General features: G+C 42.9%; 14 protein-coding genes. 12 read left to right on the top strand and 2 right to left on the bottom strand.

The genetic code is table 11. The annotated features are described in order from the left end of the window. Positions 1 to 140: 140 nt before the first annotated feature. From RYO92_RS09665 to RYO92_RS09625, 9 genes are all read left to right on the top strand, one after another. The gene (locus tag RYO92_RS09665; protein WP_315370253.1) at positions 141 to 1,214 is read left to right on the top strand and encodes a putative ABC transporter permease; all 1,074 of its coding nucleotides are present in this window, start codon (positions 141 to 143) and stop codon (positions 1,212 to 1,214) included. A gap of 174 nt (positions 1,215 to 1,388) precedes the next feature. After that, positions 1,389 to 2,636 carry a pyridoxal phosphate-dependent aminotransferase gene (locus tag RYO92_RS09660; RefSeq protein WP_315370252.1) on the top strand — a complete coding sequence of 416 codons (1,248 nt, stop codon included), beginning with the start codon at positions 1,389 to 1,391 and terminating at the stop codon, positions 2,634 to 2,636. Between the two features lie 185 nt (positions 2,637 to 2,821). Further along, entirely contained in the window at positions 2,822 to 3,175 is a 354-nt protein-coding gene (locus RYO92_RS09655; RefSeq protein ID WP_314834213.1) for a hypothetical protein, read from the top strand. 301 nt (positions 3,176 to 3,476) lie between these two features. Beyond that, on the top strand, positions 3,477 to 3,689 hold the full coding sequence (locus tag RYO92_RS09650) for a hypothetical protein (protein ID WP_007158074.1): 213 nt from the start codon (positions 3,477 to 3,479) through the stop codon (positions 3,687 to 3,689). A gap of 118 nt (positions 3,690 to 3,807) precedes the next feature. Beyond that, a complete protein-coding gene (locus tag RYO92_RS09645; RefSeq protein WP_315370251.1) occupies positions 3,808 to 5,370 on the top strand; it encodes a hypothetical protein in 1,563 nt (520 codons plus the stop codon). A gap of 294 nt (positions 5,371 to 5,664) precedes the next feature. Next, positions 5,665 to 8,418 (top strand): RICIN domain-containing protein, encoded by a 2,754-nt coding sequence (locus tag RYO92_RS09640; RefSeq protein ID WP_315370250.1) that lies wholly within the window; start codon positions 5,665 to 5,667, stop codon positions 8,416 to 8,418. A gap of 120 nt (positions 8,419 to 8,538) precedes the next feature. Further along, on the top strand, positions 8,539 to 10,617 hold the full coding sequence (locus RYO92_RS09635) for a hypothetical protein (protein ID WP_315370249.1): 2,079 nt from the start codon (positions 8,539 to 8,541) through the stop codon (positions 10,615 to 10,617). 30 nt (positions 10,618 to 10,647) lie between these two features. After that, entirely contained in the window at positions 10,648 to 11,703 is a 1,056-nt protein-coding gene (locus RYO92_RS09630; protein WP_315370248.1) for a YARHG domain-containing protein, read from the top strand. Positions 11,704 to 11,724: 21 nt separating this feature from the next. Then, positions 11,725 to 12,516: a hypothetical protein gene (locus tag RYO92_RS09625; RefSeq protein ID WP_315370247.1), complete on the top strand. Its 792-nt coding sequence runs from the start codon at positions 11,725 to 11,727 to the stop codon at positions 12,514 to 12,516. Between the two features lie 125 nt (positions 12,517 to 12,641). On the opposite strand, the gene RYO92_RS09620 is transcribed toward RYO92_RS09625, so the two are convergent. Further along, positions 12,642 to 13,481 (bottom strand): PD-(D/E)XK nuclease family transposase, encoded by an 840-nt coding sequence (locus RYO92_RS09620; RefSeq protein ID WP_315370246.1) that lies wholly within the window; start codon positions 13,479 to 13,481, stop codon positions 12,642 to 12,644. A gap of 307 nt (positions 13,482 to 13,788) precedes the next feature. After that, complete coding sequence (gene hydA, locus RYO92_RS09615; RefSeq protein ID WP_315370245.1) at positions 13,789 to 15,204, bottom strand: dihydropyrimidinase; 1,416 nt, start codon at positions 15,202 to 15,204, stop codon at positions 13,789 to 13,791. Between the two features lie 332 nt (positions 15,205 to 15,536). On the opposite strand from hydA, the gene RYO92_RS09610 reads away from it, so the two are divergent. From RYO92_RS09610 to RYO92_RS09600, 3 genes are all read left to right on the top strand, one after another. Next, entirely contained in the window at positions 15,537 to 16,151 is a 615-nt protein-coding gene (locus tag RYO92_RS09610) for a DUF3793 family protein (RefSeq protein ID WP_315370244.1), read from the top strand. Positions 16,152 to 16,361: 210 nt separating this feature from the next. Beyond that, positions 16,362 to 16,784 (top strand): flavodoxin, encoded by a 423-nt coding sequence (locus RYO92_RS09605; RefSeq protein WP_315370243.1) that lies wholly within the window; start codon positions 16,362 to 16,364, stop codon positions 16,782 to 16,784. A gap of 444 nt (positions 16,785 to 17,228) precedes the next feature. Beyond that, a complete protein-coding gene (locus RYO92_RS09600; protein ID WP_315370242.1) occupies positions 17,229 to 18,335 on the top strand; it encodes an NAD(P)H-dependent flavin oxidoreductase in 1,107 nt (368 codons plus the stop codon). The last annotated feature ends 298 nt before the right edge of the window (positions 18,336 to 18,633 follow it).

Genomic DNA, 18,633 nt, shown 5'->3' with positions numbered 1-18,633 from the left:
AAGTAAAATCTACTGGGGGATAGATGAGTAGAATTTACTTTTTCATTTTTGGTATATTTTGAAAAACGCCAAAAAACTTGACAATAATGAAAAACTGCGATAAAATAGCTAAAAATGATTTTTAGAGCAAGGGAGTTTTTATGAGAGGATACACAATTTTACAATGGCTGACCTTCTTTATGCTGTATTGCATCCTGGGTTGGTGCTTCGAGTCTTCTTACTGCTCTCTGAAATCCGGTCATTTACAGAATAGAGGATTTTGCCATGGACCTTGGATTCCCTTGTATGGTGTGGGATCCTGCCTTTTGGTCTTTCTTGCTCATGGGCATGAGGGGCATCTCCTCTATCTTTTTTTGCTTGGATTTTTCGGCGGAACAGCATTGGAACTCATCACCGGGCTTTTGATGAACCACATCTTTCATATGCGTTGGTGGGATTATTCTCAGAATCCTTTGAACTTTCGCGGTTACATCTGCTTCTTTGCTTCTATAGGATGGGGATTGATGGCGATTTTTTTAATGCAGGTGGTGCATAAATTTGTTTCCTCCATTCCGGTGGATTGGAGCTATCTCACCTTTGTGATCATTGACACCATGCTTTATACCCTATTCATTGAAGATGTGGTATTTTCCGTCATTGCAGCACTGGAGCTTCGGGAGCGTCTGGGAAGGCTGGCGAGAAATTCCGAAGAGATTCAGAACCTGCGGCGTTCCATCAGCGAGCTTTATGAGCGTATCGGGGAGGCGAAACAGGAGTGGGAGCAGGGAGCGGAAGAGCTCAGAACCGTACAGCAAAATGAGGGCAATGTAGCCGCCATGAAATATGTTATGGAGTCCGGCGTTTCCCTGGCGAAGAATACGGTTAGCCAGGCGGCCAGCACTACCATCAGTACAGCAAGCCTTGCGGCGGATACGGCCAAGGATGCGGTAGGACAGGCAGCCAGCAGTGTAAAGGAGTCCGCCGGGAATCTGAAAGAATCTGCCGGTGCTCTTCTCAGAAATCTCCTGCAGGATAAGGAGAGAATGGAAGAACAGCTGGAGCTTTTGGAAGACGGCGGAAATGCGGAAAGCGGAAAGATGCATTGGTGGACCAAAACCATGCTCAGAAACAATCCGGATGCAGTTTCTAAAGAAGCAGGATTTAGCGCATTAAAGGAAGCGGCATTAAAAAAGAGGAAAAAGGAAGCTTCAGAAAATTCAAATCAGAAAAGATAGAAATGAAGAATGTAATGGAGCTTAAGGAAATGTATAAAGCTTAAGCAATGGGGTCAAGCGCAAGCAATGCGTAAAGCGTAAGCAAATGCGTAAAGCATAAGCGATGAGTCAAGCGTAAGCAAATGTATCAAGCTTAGAAAAAGGAGCAAAACTTTAGGCTCCTTGGGATGTATTATGGCACTGGCAAAGACAATGGAATCCCTTTTACAGGGAAATTCCGTGATCCGAAAGATGTTTGAACTGGGACAGGAAATGGCCCTTCAGTACGGCAGGGAAAATGTCTATGATTTTAGTCTGGGAAATCCCGTGGCTCCTGTGCCCTACGAAGTAAAGAATGCCATTATCAGCCTATTGGAAAACCAGGATCCCCATGAGATTCACGGCTATATGAAAAATGCAGGCTATGATGAAGTAAGAGCTCAGGTGGCAAGACACTTGACGCAGCGTTTCGAACTTCCTTATGAAAAGGAGCAGATTCTCCTTTGCGCCGGGGCGGCAGGAGGATTAAATGTCTTGATGCGCTGTCTTTTGGACGAAGAGGATGAGGTACTTTGCTTTGCCCCCTATTTTACGGAGTACAATGCCTATGTTTCCCACTATAAGGGAAAACTTACGGTAGTTCCGATCAAGGAAGATAACTTCTCCTTGGACATTGCTATGGCAGACCGACTGATTCGCAGAAAGACCAAGGCTGTGATTTTGAATAACCCCAATAATCCCAGCGGTGTGGTGTATAAGGATGAAGAGTTAAAGGCCTTAGCGGAAATGCTAAAGGAAGCAGAGGAAAGGGTGGGGCATCCCATCTACCTGATTTGCGATGAACCTTACCGGGAACTGGTTTATGATGACAGAACTGTGCCCTTTATGCCGGCTCTTTATGATAACAGCATTTACCTCTATTCCTTCTCTAAGACACTATCTATTCCCGGAGAAAGAATCGGCTATCTGGCTATCGGAAAAAATGTGGAGGATGGAGAAAAGCTCATGACAGCGGCTATTATTGCCGGAAGAACGCTGGGCTTTGTCAATGCCCCCTCCCTCTTTCAAAAGGTAATTTCCGAGTGCTTGGAAGTGAAGGTGGATGTGGGATTTTATGACAGGAACCGCCGTCTCCTTTATACAGAGCTTACAGAGATGGGATTTTCCTGTCTGCCACCGGAGGGCGCCTTTTACCTTTTGATGAAATCCCCCTTAGCGGATACGGAAGCATTCCAAAAGATGGCGGAGGAAGAGCATATCATTATGGTGCCTACGGACAGCTTCGGCTTACCGGGCTATTTCCGCCTTTCCTACTGTATCCCCTATGAAACCATTGAAAGCTCTCTGCCTGCTTTTCGTGCTTTATGGGAGAAGGTGAAGCATCGAAAGGAGACGGATGCAGAGCAAAAAGATAGCGATGTAAAAAATCAAAAAATTTTATAAGCAGGATAGGTCTGAGTTTTGATTTTTTACAGCTACTTTTTGCTGTTTAATAGAAATGTAAGATGAAAAGCCAAAGTTAGTGGGATATAATTATCGTATATATATTCGTTCAATATTTTACAATATGTGACGGCTTCCTAAGGGAAAATGCTTTGGAAGTCATGAGCACATTGAAAGGAGGAGGTATGAAGCTTAGTGTTTGGGATTTTTTAATCATCGGGGTAGCTGTAGCTTTCTTTGTTGTTTATCTGATTAGTAAAGATCAGGCTGCCAAAGATTTCTGCCAGACCATGATTATGGGCTTAGGAGCAGCTAGTCTGTTGGAAAGAAGGATGAAGGACGAAAAAGCATCTTTAAAGGATAATAGAGTCTATCAGTTTTCCTTTGCTCTGCTTTTTCTATCCTATGGAGCCAGCATTTTAAACTACTTCATTTTTCATACAAACCTTATCAATAGAGCATGTCTGATTCTTTATATCGGTATCATGCTTATTAATCTCGTTCTTCTAAACAAAAAGAGACAAAGTCTAGTTTCCTAGATAAGACGGAGTTTATAGCGAATAGGCATTTCGGGCAAGGGGTATTGTTTATCTGAAATTACCACCACCCGTCTAAAGGGTGATTTGCTCGGATTTATAAGCCCCTGCTACTGGCTATAGTCCATTAAATAAGCAGAAAAGAAAAGCGGCTGTGATTTCTCACAGCCGCTTTCTTTTTTTGAAGGGGGGACTCCGAAACCATATTTTCAGGAGAAGGTCCCGGAGTTGAGTATGAAAAGCTTTTTTCTTTCGTTACATTTCTGTAACTGTGTATAGGATACAAGAAAACTGTGAGCAAATTATGTTTTCAGCCTTAAAGAATCCTAAAGAAAATAAAGAAAAAGAGAAGGAAATAGACAAATTTCTTACTGCAAAAGGGAGGAAAACTGTTTATAGGATATTGACAATTTACGAGGATTTCTTAAGATATTATATAGATATTTTGTTTGTATACATCGGCATTTGGGAAAAAACGAGAAAACAGAGTGGAATAGCTACTCCTGTTTTTGTATAAAGGGGTATCTTGCATGAGAGCTATCTGCCAGGGAGATGTTTTCCGATATATCAATGAAGAATTGCGGATAACACAGAAAGACATGTGTATCATTTTTAATAAAGTTCGTGAAGGAAACATGACGGAAACTAGAATCAGTGAAATTAAGCAAGGAAGGCGGAAGGGTTACCGAGGCTTGAAGAGTGCAGCCTCTCTTTGCTACGCTGAGTATTTTCAACAGCAGGATCCGGATTTTATGTTCAGTAACTTGCGTCGCTTTTTGGAGAGAGAAGACTTATGTTTTCCCGATTTTGACAAGGAGGGGGAAAACTTTGAGAGCTATGCTCTTCGATTTTTAGAGTTTGGGCTGGATAACTGTCTATGCCCACAGGAACTGGAACAGGAAGCCTCTACATTTTCTGCATCAACTAAGACAATCGGAGAAATGCCCTTATCGGTGGAGCGGGATTCCTCAATTTCTTTGAGTGATTTCGCAGCTCAAGAATATTGTGAACATCCAAAAGCAGTTTTTTCGGAAATTTCATTATCGCCGAAAGGAAATACTGCTTCGGTAAGCAAAGCTCATTCTTGGGAAGAAAAAGAAGACCTCTCTCCTACAGAACCTAGAGGTGCTGATTTCACAAAGGACAATCCCTTAGGAAAGAAGATTCTGGACAATCGGAATTGCTTCTTTTTTACGCTGGGAGTGATTTCTCTTGTATTTTTCCTACTTTATCTAAAGCATTGGAATACCTTGGATTTATTTTTGTATTGCTTAAGTTTACCAACTCCGGTATTTTTTATTTTGAATTTTTTCATCGCCACATCCCCCTTGTATTTTGGCCTTATAGACACGGCTTTAGCGCTATTCTTTTATTCCAAACGAAATCCAAAGCAGGAAATTAAGCTGAAAGACATTCCCTATATTGCCAAGTATGGAGATGTACACAGGGTGATTCCGGGAATGGGACGCTATGATTTGTCTCCAAGACTTATCTGTTATTCTTTGGGCTGCAATGTATTGGGAGCCTTTTCTTCCATGGCTTTCTACATTTTCCTAAGAAGCATCCCGGACTTTTCGAATTATGTGGGAAATGGTGACTTTGTCCCTATGGCCAATATTTCCCTGGCCTTTAATATGTTTGTTACCTTCGTCCACAGCTTTTTTCTCTTTACCAGAGAACCTATGGAGCATTTCAATGTAAGTGAAGAGAACCCGGATACCAAGAAAATGGATCGTCTCCATGTGATTGCCAATAGCTTTCATATGATTTTCAATATGACCTTTAGTTCCATAGGAATCCTCCTAGCCTTGGTGTACGGTTATATGCATGGGGGAGAGGAAACTTTGCAGCTATCCCCCGCCTTTGCCATAGCCCTTGTATGGGTTCATGCCTACCTTTGGTTTTCCTCCTGCTCTCCCTTCGCGGTGGAGTTTAATGCGGAATGTGCCGGTTCCTTTATCATCATTTTCCCTATAGTCTTTGTGCTGAGTACTCTCTATGCGATTATAGGATTTAGAGCCGGTGTGGGTACCCTTATGGTTCATGTGGTGAATTTTGCGGTGTTGCTGCTTTGGCTGCTATCCTTTTTAAAGGACAGGGTTCGTAGCATTTTCCCCTTGATGCGAATGCATAGGGCCTATTTTCTTCTCTATGCTCTTTTGATTTTTCTCTTTTTCCTCTTAGCAGCGCATATTTAAAAGCTATTGTGAAAATGTTTAAGGCGTAATTTCTGAATCAAAGATTTCAGGAAATTGCGCCTTTTTTCGTGGATTTTGCAACTTACACCTAAGTTACACCTGGGGAGGTGTAAGAAAATGGAAGTGTATTTCTTCGGAATTTTTGGTAGAACCTAAGCAATACGACTAAGCGAGTGGAATAAAACCTTATTTTTCTGTGGATACTGCACAGAGACAAGTGAAAAACAAACTCGCAAGAAGTGGAAAGCAAAAAGAGATACTGTTGTGTTCCAATGCAATGTAAGGAGGTCATGCATGAGAAGAAGACAAAAACAAATCCTTGCCTTTTTTATCTCCTTGGCTATGGTAGGAAGCTCTACTGTTCTGTCGTATGCAGAGCAGCAAAATGTAGCATCCGAGACAGCCTTGAAGGAGAATATCGAGGGAAAGTCAGAGGAAGAAAGTTTGGAGCTATCTGTAGCTTCTTCAGAAAAGGAAGAGGGTAGGACAGAAGAGACGAAAGAAGCTCTAGTACCGGAAGAAAAAAAGCCGATAGTAGAAGCAAAAGCACAAGAAGCTAAAGGAAAAGAAGAAGCGGAAGATAAAGAAAATTCGAGAAAGGAAGCAAAGAACGAAGTAAAGGAAAAAGATGTAGCAGAAGGATCTGTAGCGAAAGAAGAAAATACCTATTCCATCGTAGATCTGAGCAAGCTGAAAAGTGGATTGAAGGAGACGGAAGAAGGAATTGAAGAAGTTGTCGGGGCAGAAAATGCGTCCTTATTCGGATATTCCGGATTTAGGTCGGTGGGGTATGTGCCGAGGACTACAAATCCGGGAACAGGGGGTAGATTTTATGGTTATGATAATCCATTTCCGGAACCAGGATGGAATTGTACATGGTATGCCTTCGGCAGAGCTTATGAGATTCTTGGATACAAGCCTAATTTTTATGGTAATGCAAGAGACTGGTGGGGAAACAATCAAAGAACAAAGACTTTTCCAACCGGAAGTGAACCACGTCCTGGAGCGATTGCTTGTTGGTGGGGAAATAGTGCCTATATATATGGCCATGTTGCCGTGGTAGAAAAGGTAGAAAATGGTGTAGTATATACTTCAAGTTCCAGCTATGGTACTGCCGGTAAAGGGTCAAGATGGTCATATAGCTTCCGGTATGACAGAATGGAAAATGTACCCGGGTTCCAAGGTTATATCTATCTTTATAATCAGCCGACTCCACCACCCAAGCCGGATCGTTTACCCCTCCCGGCAAATGGTAGCGACGATGATATTGCCGATGGAGAGTATCTAATCACCTCTACACTTGCTGAAGGACGATGTCTTGCCTATGGCGGTAACGGACAAAGTGGTCAAAATGTTTTCATTAGAGATTACCGCACTTGGGGAGAGGCTCCATATTACTGGCGTTTGGAAAGACAGGCGGATGATAGCTTTATTATTCGGTCTAAAGCAGGAACGGTTTTAGATGTGAATGGAGGTCCCGGAGCAGCGGGCAATGGACCGAATATGCAAGTCTGGGATCAAATAGGAACGAATGCCAATCAGCGCTTTTATATCGTAAAGCAAGGAGATGCCTATGAGTTCATTCCTCAGTGTTCCGGGTTTAGAATGGATGTGGATAACGCCGGTACTGCAGATGGCACAAATGTGAGACAATATGAACCAAATGGCAGCTATGCTCAGCGCTTTAAACTCTTTAAATATTATAAACCTAAAGTAAATGAAAAGAGCGCTCCGGAAGTGAAGAGTGCAGGATACGTACTTCGTTCTAAGCTGTCACCGGATAAAGCGGTAGTTGTGGAAAAAGGCAATCCCACAAAGTTGGGAACCAACGTACTCCTTTGGGATTACAATAAGACAGCGCCGGATGCTACGGCAGTTTGGAACTTGGAAAAGCAGGCTGACGGAAGCTTCTTGGTGAAGAACCAGTACAATAATCAGTACTTGGATGTGGTAGCGGATAGTCTTTATGATCAAGTCAACATTTTAACCTGGGAGAAGCACAATAAGCCCAGTGAGCAATGGTATGTAGTGTCTAATGGTGACGGAACCTATCGCTTTGTGAATAAGAACTCCGGAAAGGTAGTGGACGTTTACGGCGGACAGACGGCGAATGGTACCAATGTCCAGCAGTATCTTTGGCATGGACATGACGCGCAAAGATTCTACTTGGACAGATACCCTGCGGCAGTGTATTATAATGTCACATTCAAGGGAATGAACGGAGAAAACTTATCTACCCAGAGAGTAGAAAAAGGAGAAAATGCAAGTTATCCTTCAGCTCCTGTTGTACAGGGCTATGAATTTACCGGATGGGATAAGTCTGTAAGCAATGTGCAGGGAAACCTCGTTGTTACAGCAATGTACAAAAAGAAGACAAGTGTTAGTGGAAATACCGGCGGTACATCCGGTAGTAATTCTTCTGGTAGCTCTACCGGCAGTTCCTCCGGTGCTAGCTCTTCCGGTGGCGGCAGTGGTTCTTCCGGCGGCGGAGGTGGTAGTTCCTTTAGTGGCAGTTCTTCCGGCGGTGGCGGTGGCAGCTCCTTTAGTGGTTCCTCCGGTGGTGGAGGCGGCAGCGGCTCTTCCGGCGGTGGTGGAGGTGGTGGAAGCTCCTCCGGTGGCTTCGGAAAGCCCAGCGTTAGCGGTGGAAATGTAGGACAGGTTCTGGGTGTTGAGCGTTCTTTAGCAGGCGGACAATGGATGCAGGACGGAACCGGCTGGTGGTATAAAAAGGCAGACGGAAGCTATCCCAAGAACAACTGGGGAAATGAAGAGTACAATGGTAAGACCTATTGGTATTATTTCCTGGATTCCGGTTATATGGCAACAGGATGGATAGAGTTAAACGGTAGCAAATACTATCTCTTCCCAACTTCCGACGGTTGGAAAGGAAGAATGGTAACAGGCTGGCAGTGGATTGACGGCTATTGTTACTACTTGGAAGAAGGAGGAGCAAACCAGGGAAGACTTTATCGTAATGAACAAAAAGACGGTTATCAATTAGATAGTGAAGGTCGATGGACTGTAAATGGAAAGCCGGTAAAGAGATAAGATTTACCGGGGAACTGATACCGGCGGTGGCTTTTTTGCTACCGCTGGTATTGTGGTAAAAAGATAGGGTAAAACTTAAAGCTTCAAAGAAGCCGATTTACTCGGAATTAGAGGGGGAAAATGATGAACTCTTCCAATTTTTCAAATGAGCAACGAGAAAATGCCGGTGGTACCGGGACTTCTCGTTACAAACTCATGCAGTATTTGCCATTTTTCGTGTTGTTTGTGGCGATATTGCTTCTTTTTCTCATGTTCTTACAGAGAAAATCTAATGCCGTAGGGAAGGAGGAAGCATTTTCTTCGGATTATAGTAGAGCCTATGGCTCCTATCTTGCCCACTTGGAAGAAAAGGGAGAGACCATTTCTTCGTATGTCTGGCAGTACAGCGGACAGGATACAGAGGATGCAGGGAAAGAAGCAGAGCAGAAAGAGGGAAAAACGGTCCTGCTTTGGGACATTTTCGGTGACGATACCCCGGAGCTACTTTACATAGAAGGAAACAGTGGAAAGGAAGACGGCAGGGTAAGTCAGGCGGATTTGCAGGTATACAGCTTTGTAGGCGGAAAGCTTGAGCGTCTATGCACTATGGATAGTCTGGATGTCTTCGCCGGTGGCGGAGTGAACTATACCCTATTCCAAATTCAAGGGGAAAAAACGCTCTATCTCTATCGGGAAGAGTATGACGGGCAAATGATGGAGCGCCTTTATCGTTTGAATAACGGCAGTCTTCCCCTAAGCTTTGAAGAAATAGCAAGCCACTCCTACGAACCCTTTGGCGGAGAAGATGCAGGAGAAGAAGCCGGAGAAAATGTCGGGGAATCAGTCGGAGAAACGGCCGGAGAAGGTAGTTCCGGACAATATATGCTACACGGAAAAGAAGTCAAGGAACAGGATTACTTGACCCTTTGGGAAGGATTGAAGAAGAAACAATCCCGTATACTACTTAGCAACGGAAAAAACAGCAAGTTTGAGGAATCTCAGGACACTGTAGATGTAATGCAAAAAACTGAAGATAAAGCTTCGAATACTTTGGATGAGTCTCAGAAGCCTGAAAATCAGCCTGAGAAATCTACTGATTCCTCAGAAAATACTGCAAAAGAACAGAAGAACAGCATAAATCAAGCTGTGACTGCTTCTGTAAAAAATATAGCCTTATCCTATAACGAAGCCTTGTTCTTCCTGCAAGGACAGATTTTAAAGGAAGGGGATGATTCCGACATTCTTCTGGAAAGTCTTCCGGATTCTCTATTGCTTAGTATTTTAGAAAAGCTGGAGCAGGGAAGCCCATCCACCGGAGAAGTAAAAAATATGGAAATCCTTTCCGTGAAAAAGGAGGCAATGGCTTATCGCATTCTACTTAAATTTATCAGCGAAAGCTTTCCGGAAGAGCAGTTCCGCTCCTGCCTTGTAGCGGAAAATGCAGGAGAGCAGGGATTGACTTTCACTGTTCAAAACATGGCGGAAGCAAGTGCGGAAGAAAAGAGCAAGATGGAAAGTCTGGCCCAGGCACTGCAAGAGGAAGTAGCCGGACAGGCGGGGGAAGGAACTGATACAAATGGAGACGGACAGGCTGTAGAGGTTGCACCGCAGACAGAAGCTGTACCCGCTGAAACGGAAGCTCCGGCAACAACGGCAGCAACAGAAGCGGTGAACAATGCAAGTGCCAATCAGGGAACGTGGAAAGAACAGTTTTATGATTATATATGGTCAAAAAGGTATGCAACAGAATTGACTGTTTATGATGATCCTGTTTTAGCTTTGTATGATATTACTAATGATGGAACACCGGAATTACTTATCGGTACGAATATCGGAGCTACATATAGCTATACTTGCTTTATAAAATATTCTGCTAACGGTGCAAAAGTTATTGATGGAGCTATGGATGTACATGCACCAACAGCCTATGCGGAATATAGTAAGGGAAGAAAGGTTCCCGGACTTTTTGGCTCCACATGGTATAGAGGAGAGTACAAAAATGATGAGATGTTTTATCATGAATTCTACTTCTTCTATGATGGTGGAAAGATTAATTCTACAGAGGTTTATACTTTTGGAGAAACCGAACCCAATACACAGGTGACGAATGATTCCGCCTTATTTGCTGCATCACAGGATACCGGATGGCTGGAATACTATCCTTTATCTGAAGTAAAAAAGATGGGCTGGGATAATTTCGTGAAAAAATATCCCTATTAAAGTGCTTTTCATGGAAAGAAGGAGTGTCCTATGACGGAACAATTCAATGAAAATAAAAATATGGAAAACGCTTCTCCTGAAGAAGAGCAGATTTTCCCCGGAGCTTCATCTCCAAAAGTTGAACCGAGCAATACCGAAACTAAACCGGGACAGTATATACCAGGGCTGGTAATTTTTGCTTTAGCAGTGATAGCAGGAGGTGGAATTCTACTGCTTCGTCCAAAAAACCATGGTATTGATTTAAATTCTTACCTAAAAATTCAATCCATAGGAACGGATGGGCAGGGAACTTTAGAGGCTGAAATTGATTGGGATGCTCTCTTGGAAAAAGAGAAGGAGAAAATTCATTATTCTAAAGAAGCGGAGGAAGGCTTTCTTCCCCTTCTTTATCCGGAGGCCGTTGACTATACTAAAAATATCATTATGCTACCGAATTTTAGCCAAACTACGGATTTGAAAAATGGAGATACGGTACAGTATCATTGGGATTTTTCAGAAGAAAGTGTAAAGAATTTAGCTATTCCCCTTTCTCTTAAAGGCGGAAGCTATAAAGTATCGGGCTTAACAAAAGAGGATGAAAAGAAAGCTTCTGATGCTACAGACCCAAATAAAGAAAACGCTTCAGAGCAAGCTTCTTTGCCTGAAAATGAGAAGGAAGGCGCTATGGAGCAGTCAACTGTTTCTATGGAAATGCAGGCTGATGCAAAAACTCAGGCCGATGCCAATGCTCAGCCCGGTGCCAACATTCAGACTGGTGCAGAGGGAGGCAATGCATCAGTGCAAACTCCTACCACAGGAGAGTATCTTTATGCAGAAAGTGCAAGTCGTTTGTTAAGTACTGCGGATGTTTCGAACTTCCAAGCCCGGTATCCAAACAGTATGTTCCCCGGAGAGAGAAGTATTACCCAAATGATTATCAATGAAATGTATGCCAGGCACGGTTACATTTTCAAAGATCAGGCTCTAACGGATTATTTTGTGCAGAAGAGTTGGTACACCCCAAGAACCGCCGATATGGAAGAAATTTATCCTGTTATGAATGCTGTGGAACAGGCAAATGTTACGCTTCTTAGAACATACTCTTAAATAGAGAAAATGGAGGGGAAAGTGAAAAAAAGATTTTTAAGTATGGCGTGGCTCAGCATTTTATTAGCCACTTTATTTTCCGGAATCAGCTTTGCTGGCACTTGGGTAAAAACCGGAAGCCTATGGCGCTATCGGGTGGGAAAGCATTTTTATAGAAACCAATGGGCAGAAATTGACGGAGAATGGTACTACTTTAAACCCACCGGCACCATGGCAAAACAGGAGTGGGTGGAGCAACAGGGAAGCTGGTACTATCTTTTGCCTAATGGTGCCATGGCAAAAAATCAATGGATTGAGGACTACTATCTCTTGGGAGATGGCTCCATGGCGAAAAATCAAGAGATTGATGGAAAGTATCTTGGAGAAGATGGAAAGAGAGACCAGGCTCAAGAGCAAGCCATGGCAGAGGCGGCAAGGCAGGCTAAGATTCAGGAGGCGAAGAATAAGGGGTATGTACCTATTCAAGGAAAGATTGGCATTTGGACTTACTATGACTGGAGAAAAGCAGGCCATGATGTTAATTTGCTTGCTGGCTACGACATGGAGTTTCTAAAAAGAACTTTTGGAATTATTGATTTTACGAAACCGGAAAGGCTATGGATGAATCATGCAGACGGTGAGCCTGGTGAATATATTTATCTAAAAGGTCTTGATTTTTATCCAGATTCTTCCATGCTGTCCTACCTAAAGCCATATAATGGCAAAACAGTGTATTTAGTATTTGAAAATGACTTTTGGAGACAATCTGATGCATCTGCTCCGGCAGAAGAAAATTATCTTGTTACAGGGGAGCCTTTATATGTCATTGAGTAAACTCTAATATGTAGCTTTTTGACAGAAAGAGTAGACTAATGTTGTACATAAAAATGCCCCTCGAATGAACAGAATCCTTTTCTGAACATTCGGGGGGCTTACTTATATACAGTATATGAATTGTTTTATAAATCAAATTCCAAAAGCAAGTTCTGCAAATATTCCTGGTCCACAGAAGCTTTTTTGATATCTTCAATTCTACCTTCTTCCGCCAGCAATCCCATTAATTGCATTACTTTTTGCTTAGCCAAATTTCCTTTTTCCATTCCTTTTTCCATACCCTCTTTCAGGGCTTTTTGTCTGTACTGCTCTAAAAGAACATTCATTTCTTGATCTCCTTTCTGATTAGCGTTGAAGCTTTTTAATACTTCTACTCTTTTGGATAAAATCGGGGAGTGCATCTTGCTTGTTTCTAAAGCATGAAAGTCTTCAGCCAATTTCCCTAAAGGGCTATTATCTATGTAAGAAGTATTGAAATAGATAATGTGAGATTCATCTGAAAATGGCTTTCCGGATTCTCTTATTATTCTTTCTACATGATAAATCTGCTGTTGACCATGAAGTACATCTTTTGCTGTAATAAATATAACATAAGACCGAGGTAATTGTGTAAAATCATTTCCTCTTTTTAGAGAGTGCATGTCTAATAAAGCGGCATGATAGCGGGCTCTTTTGGGTTGGGCTCCGGAGATATTATTTTGAATTTCAATATTATAAATATTATTTGTCTCATCTTCGCATAGACAATCTAAAATTAGGGAATGTCCATGGAGATTAGGAAGATTTTTTTGAAGAATCTGTTTTTTGAGCTTTAATTTTGCATTATCCAGGATGGTTTGCAAAATATATTCTGTGCATTGCTTGTCCTGCAAAACTACTTTCATAAATAAATCGTCCATCAAGGTAAGAGAAGAAATAATTTCCTGTTTATCAGCATAGTCGGAAGCAAGTTTAGAATTAGACATAAGCATCTCCTTTTAAAATATTGTAGGATGAGACTGTTAAGATAAAAATATTGGAAATATGATGTAGCAAAGAGTTTGAATAGTGAAGAAGAAATAGAACGGGTTCAGAAATAGTATACTGCGCTTCTTTAAAATCCCCTATACTCCATATTCGGATAATATCCGTAAACGGAGTAGGTATCGTACTTCCCTTTGTCTAATTTTCACGGCCTTTTATCTTTACTACACAAAAAAATCCCTCCTCACCGTTTTAAACGGTAAAGAGGGAAAATAGCTATTATATTATTTCATTTAGCAAAAACTCGGCTTATACCACCGGCTGGAACTTCTTTCTCTTCAAATACTTTCCCTGATTCTCCAAAAGCACTTTTCCACCCTTAGCCACCAGTTTTCCTCTCAGGAAGACTTCTTCGATGCAGCCTTGAATCTCCAGTCCCTCCAATGGGGCATAGTCGGAGCGGGAAACCTGATCCTCTTTGCGAATGGTTTTCTTCTTATTGGGATCCAGTAAAACGATGTCCGCGTCAGACCCTTCCTGCAAGATTCCCTTCTCCGGATACATGCCGTAGAGCTTTGCGGGATTCTCGGAAAGAAGAGCAGCCATACGCTCCTTGGAAATCCGTCCCTTTACTACGCCTTCAGAGAAAATGACTTCTCCTCTGGTTTCCACACCAGGCATTCCGCCGGGGATTTTCCGGAAATCCTCTTTGCCCAGATCCTTCTGCGCTAAGGTGAAGGAGCAGTGGTCGGTACAAATGGTCTGAATTTCTCCATCGGCCAGAGCCTTCCACAATGCTTCCTGATCGGATTTTTTCCGAAGTGGGGGAGCGATTACATAGCGGGCAGAGGTCTCAAAATCTGACTTATACAGGTCCTCAGTCATGGTAAGGTACTGGGGGCAGGTTTCTGCAAATACCACTTGCCCCCGTTTTCTGGCCTCTCGAATCTCATTTAATCCTTTTTCACAGGTCAAATGCACGTCAATAATGGGAGTGTCTACCACATCGGCAATATAGAGCATACGGTTGATGGCCTCCGCCTCTGTATCATCCGGACGGGAAAGGTAGTGGGAAGACACAGATTTTTTTGTACTTTCCCCAGCAATATACTTCTTCTGTAAAGCGGCAATCATACCGGTATTTTCGCAGTGTACACCGGTGATGCCTCCAACTTCCTTCAATCTCTTTAAAATGAAGAACATTTCCTCGTCATCTACCTGAATATCATAGGTCATGTAAACTTTGAAGGTGCTAAGTCCCTCATCCATCATGTTCTGACATTGCTTGCTGGCCTCTTCATTCCAGTCACTGATGGACATGTGGAAGCCGTAGTCGCAGGAAGCGCCTAAATCAGCCTTTTTCTGCCAATTTTTAAAGCCTTCCATCAGGGTTTCGCCCTTGTATTGGGTGCCGAAGTCCACAATACTGGTGGTTCCGCCGGCGATAGCCGCCTTGGTGCCGGAGGGAAAATCATCACAGGTTACGGTGCCTGCAACATGCAGTTCAAAGTGGGTGTGGCAGTCAATAAAGCCCGGGAAAATGAGTTTTCCGCCGGCATCAATCCGTTCTACAGTATTTTCGGAAGCCAAAGCGGCATCCTTCTCGGCCTGGAAATTAGGACTGTCCTTTCGGAAAATTTTTTTGATTTTTTCCCCTTCCACAAGAATGTCTCCAAGGAAACTTTCTCTGGGGCTTACGAGGGTTCCGTTTTCAATCAGGATCATAGTTCCTCCTTATATAAAAGAAAGCAAGTCAACGACTCTATAACGACTCAAAGAATCGAATGGTTTAATAAATTCCTCAAAAAATTATAGCACAATGCGAAAAAATGCATAGGGGCATTGCAAAAAGATAGAAACATAATTCTATAAATATAAATTATCAGGCAAAGATAGAAACATATTTCTATGAAATATATTGAAGTATTATGCCCAAGCAAAACTATGAAAATCCTACTTATCTTGAAAAATTTTATTTCCTACTGGACAAAGTTAGCATTAACTAATATAATCCACTTTGTAGTTAGTTTATATTAACTAACCAAAGGGGAGAGAGAATGGAGAAGGATAATTTTTTTTGCAAAAGAAAAGAGGGGATAGAGGATTATATTGCAGAGCATATCTGCCTGAATGCCCCGGTGATTACAGGACTTAAGCCTTCTGCCATTATCACGGTAACAAAGGCGGAGAAACAGATTTTGGAAGAACTGTTTTCAGGAACCGAGATTTGTGTGATTAGTCTTCATAGCGGGAATAAGGAAAGCATTCTCCTATACCAAAGGGAAAAGCTGGAGGAGCTTCTTAGCAGAAAGACTGTGCAGAGCTTTTTACAGAGCTTAGCTGTGGGCTATGAGAGTTTCTCTTTAGAGGAGGTTTTTCGACATTTCACAGTGCGTTTCGCCCAATACAAGGAGAAACAGGCGGATTTTCCCCATGAGGTAGGTGTTTTTCTCGGGTATCCTCTTCGGGATGTGAAGATTTATATGAAGAATCCTTTAGCGAAGGCGAAGCTCACCGGCTATTGGAAGGTCTTTACCGAGGTGGAGAGTGCACTAGCTTGCTTTCAGGCTTATGATATGTGCATTCAAAGCTTTACCCTAATGCTGAAATCCGGCTTAAGCTGTAGAGATTTGGTGATGGCTTATCACATTAAGAAGCGCCAGGTGGCTTAAGAGAGAAAAAGCTATTATAAAAGAATAAGCTATTATAAAAGAAAAACCTGACAAAAAAAGAAGCGAAATAGTGTTGCATTAGCAACAAATAAAACCTAGTAAAGTGCTAGGATATAGACAAGAGGAGAAATAAAGATTCCTCAAAGAGAAAGGTAATCTAAATATTGAATAATTCAATATTTTAGGCATAAAATCAAGGAGGACAAAAAGATGATTCATGTAGTATTTTTCAGCCAAACAGGAAACACAGAGGAGATGGCAAAGGCAGTAACTGAGGGAATCCAGGCAGCAGGCGGAGAGGCTAAGATGGTTAGCGTATCCGATATTTCCGCAGCAGACTTGGCAGGAGATGCAGTTTACGCATTAGGATGCCCTGCTATGGGAGATGAAGTGCTGGACGAGGGAGAGATGGAGCCCTTCGTAGAGGATTTACTCGGTTCCGTTTCCGGCAAGAAGATCGGACTTTTCGGATCCTATGACTGGGGCGATGGACAGTGGATGCGTGATTGGGAAGCAAGAATGACCGGTGCAGGTGCCGTAATGGTAGCACCTCCCGTTATCTGCAACAACACTCCCGATGAGGAAGGACTGGCAAACTGCAAGGCTCTTGGAGAAGCTTTGGCAAGGGCTTAATAGCGATTTAAACCCCTGAAGAAAAGCAAGAGGGTGTAAAAAATCAAAAAAGAAATTTTCTAAGCAATATAGGTCTGCAACGGGGCACGCTCTCGCTAGCTTCGCCACGTAGCGGATACTAAGCGAAAAACAACGTTTCTCTTGTTTTTCGCAAGTACCGACGGGCTCAGACTACCCCGAATTCAGACCTATATTGCCGAAAATATATTTCTTTATATTGATTTTTTACCCCCTCTTTTTTGTTGTCTATTTTAATCTCTGATGGAGAAATCCGCGTCTAAACAGCTGTATCTTAAGAAAAATTCAAGAAAGAACTTCGAATGTAGTTTCGTAAACTACTTGACGGGGTTTGTCAGATGATTTAAGCTATTAAAGAAATATAATTAAAAATATTGATACATGAAGAAGAGTATTCCTTCTCCATCAGCAGAAAGGACGCGGAAAATGGATCAGTTAAAAAATAGAGGTTTAGAAATTCCTTTGATTCAGGGGGGAATGGGGGTAGGAGTTTCCCTTTCCGGCCTAGCGGGGGCAGTGGCAAAAACAGGAGCTATGGGCTGCATCAGTACAGCAGACTGCGGCTATCGAGAAGAGGATTTTCGCTGTTTTCCTGAGGAAGCCAATCTTCGTGCTTTGCGAAAGGAAATCCAAAGAGCGAAGCTGCTTAGCGAAGGAAAAGGAATGATTGCCATCAACGCCATGGTTGCTACAAGACAATGGGAGGATGCTATCAAAACTGCCGTAGAAGAGGGAATTGACGCAGTGATTTCCGGGGCTGGACTGCCCTTAAGTCTACCGGAGATTGTACCGGAAGGAACGGCTTTGATTGCGCCTATTGTTTCCAGCGGAAGAGCTGCCAAGGTTTTGCTTAAGACCTGGAGCCAAAAATACCAAAGAACTGCAGATTTTGTAGTGCTGGAAGGCCCTTTGGCAGGGGGACATTTGGGCTTTAAGGCGGTAGAGGTGGAAGAGGCTACAGCCAAGCCCTTGGAGGAACTGATTCCGGAGGTACTTTCTGTATTGCGGGTTTTCGAAGAAGAGTTCGGACGGAAAATTCCCCTCTTTGCGGCAGGAGGCATTTGGAGTAGAGAAGACATTGTGCGGATGCAGGAGGCGGGAGCTTACGGTGTACAGATGGCCACCCGCTTTATCGGTACCAAGGAATGTGATGCCAGCACTGCCTATAAAGAGTACCTCATTTCCAAGAAGGAAAATGACCTGGAAATCATCCATAGTCCGGTGGGCATGCCGGGAAGGGCGGTGAAGAGCCCCATGCTGGAGAAGCTCGGTCTTAGCGGACGGATTGCCCCCAAGCATTGCTCCCGTTGCATACACGGTTGTGACCCGGGAACGGTGAAGTATTGTATTACCCATGCCCTCATTTCCGCTGTGGAGGGAAATGTGGAGGAAGGTCTCTTTTTCTCCGGGGCAAATGTGGAAAAGCTTCGGGAAATTGTTTCTGTGAAGGAAGTCGTTGATGAGCTGTTCCCTCGAGAGGATGACGACCGGCTTCTTCATTTGTTCCAAAGGGAGGAAGTATACAGCTTTTAAACTCTTTCATTTAATTAAAAGGAAAAAACGAGCTTATAGCGAAAAAGGATAGAAAAGGATAATTTTTCTGCCCGCCTTTGTCGAATAGAATACTAAGAAATCTATGCAAAGGAGGCAAAATGGAGATTAAAGCATTCCCCGGAGGAAGAGGAATTTCAAAGCTACATACCGGGAACAAGTCAGTTTCGAAGAACGAAAAAACCGAAGCCAAAGCCAGGGAAGGCTCTTCGGTACGGAAAGACAGTATTCAACTCAGTGCGGAGTATGAAGCATTTTCTCAAAAAGCAAAGGGGCAGGA

Source organism: Oribacterium sinus, from assembly GCF_963553175.1.
Taxonomy (GTDB): Bacteria; Bacillota; Clostridia; order Lachnospirales; family Lachnospiraceae; genus Oribacterium; species Oribacterium sinus_B.
Note: the sequence above shows the minus strand (reverse complement) of the source record. Positions and strands in the feature narration are given on the sequence as shown.

Excerpts from the sequence above, each read along its gene's own strand:
- hydA (WP_315370245.1), bottom strand. The coding sequence starts at position 15,204 with ATGATCCTGATTGAAAACGGAACCCTCGTAAGCCCCAGAGAAAGTTTC.
- RYO92_RS09620 (WP_315370246.1), bottom strand. The coding sequence starts at position 13,481 with ATGTCTAATTCTAAACTTGCTTCCGACTATGCTGATAAACAGGAAATT.
- RYO92_RS09660 (WP_315370252.1), top strand. The coding sequence starts at position 1,389 with ATGGCACTGGCAAAGACAATGGAATCCCTTTTACAGGGAAATTCCGTG.
- RYO92_RS09600 (WP_315370242.1), top strand. The coding sequence starts at position 17,229 with ATGGATCAGTTAAAAAATAGAGGTTTAGAAATTCCTTTGATTCAGGGG.
- RYO92_RS09605 (WP_315370243.1), top strand. The coding sequence starts at position 16,362 with ATGATTCATGTAGTATTTTTCAGCCAAACAGGAAACACAGAGGAGATG.
- RYO92_RS09665 (WP_315370253.1), top strand. The coding sequence starts at position 141 with ATGAGAGGATACACAATTTTACAATGGCTGACCTTCTTTATGCTGTAT.
- RYO92_RS09630 (WP_315370248.1), top strand. The coding sequence starts at position 10,648 with ATGACGGAACAATTCAATGAAAATAAAAATATGGAAAACGCTTCTCCT.
- RYO92_RS09640 (WP_315370250.1), top strand. The coding sequence starts at position 5,665 with ATGAGAAGAAGACAAAAACAAATCCTTGCCTTTTTTATCTCCTTGGCT.
- RYO92_RS09650 (WP_007158074.1), top strand. The coding sequence starts at position 3,477 with ATGTTTTCAGCCTTAAAGAATCCTAAAGAAAATAAAGAAAAAGAGAAG.
- RYO92_RS09635 (WP_315370249.1), top strand. The coding sequence starts at position 8,539 with ATGATGAACTCTTCCAATTTTTCAAATGAGCAACGAGAAAATGCCGGT.
- RYO92_RS09610 (WP_315370244.1), top strand. The coding sequence starts at position 15,537 with ATGGAGAAGGATAATTTTTTTTGCAAAAGAAAAGAGGGGATAGAGGAT.
- RYO92_RS09645 (WP_315370251.1), top strand. The coding sequence starts at position 3,808 with ATGACGGAAACTAGAATCAGTGAAATTAAGCAAGGAAGGCGGAAGGGT.
- RYO92_RS09655 (WP_314834213.1), top strand. The coding sequence starts at position 2,822 with ATGAAGCTTAGTGTTTGGGATTTTTTAATCATCGGGGTAGCTGTAGCT.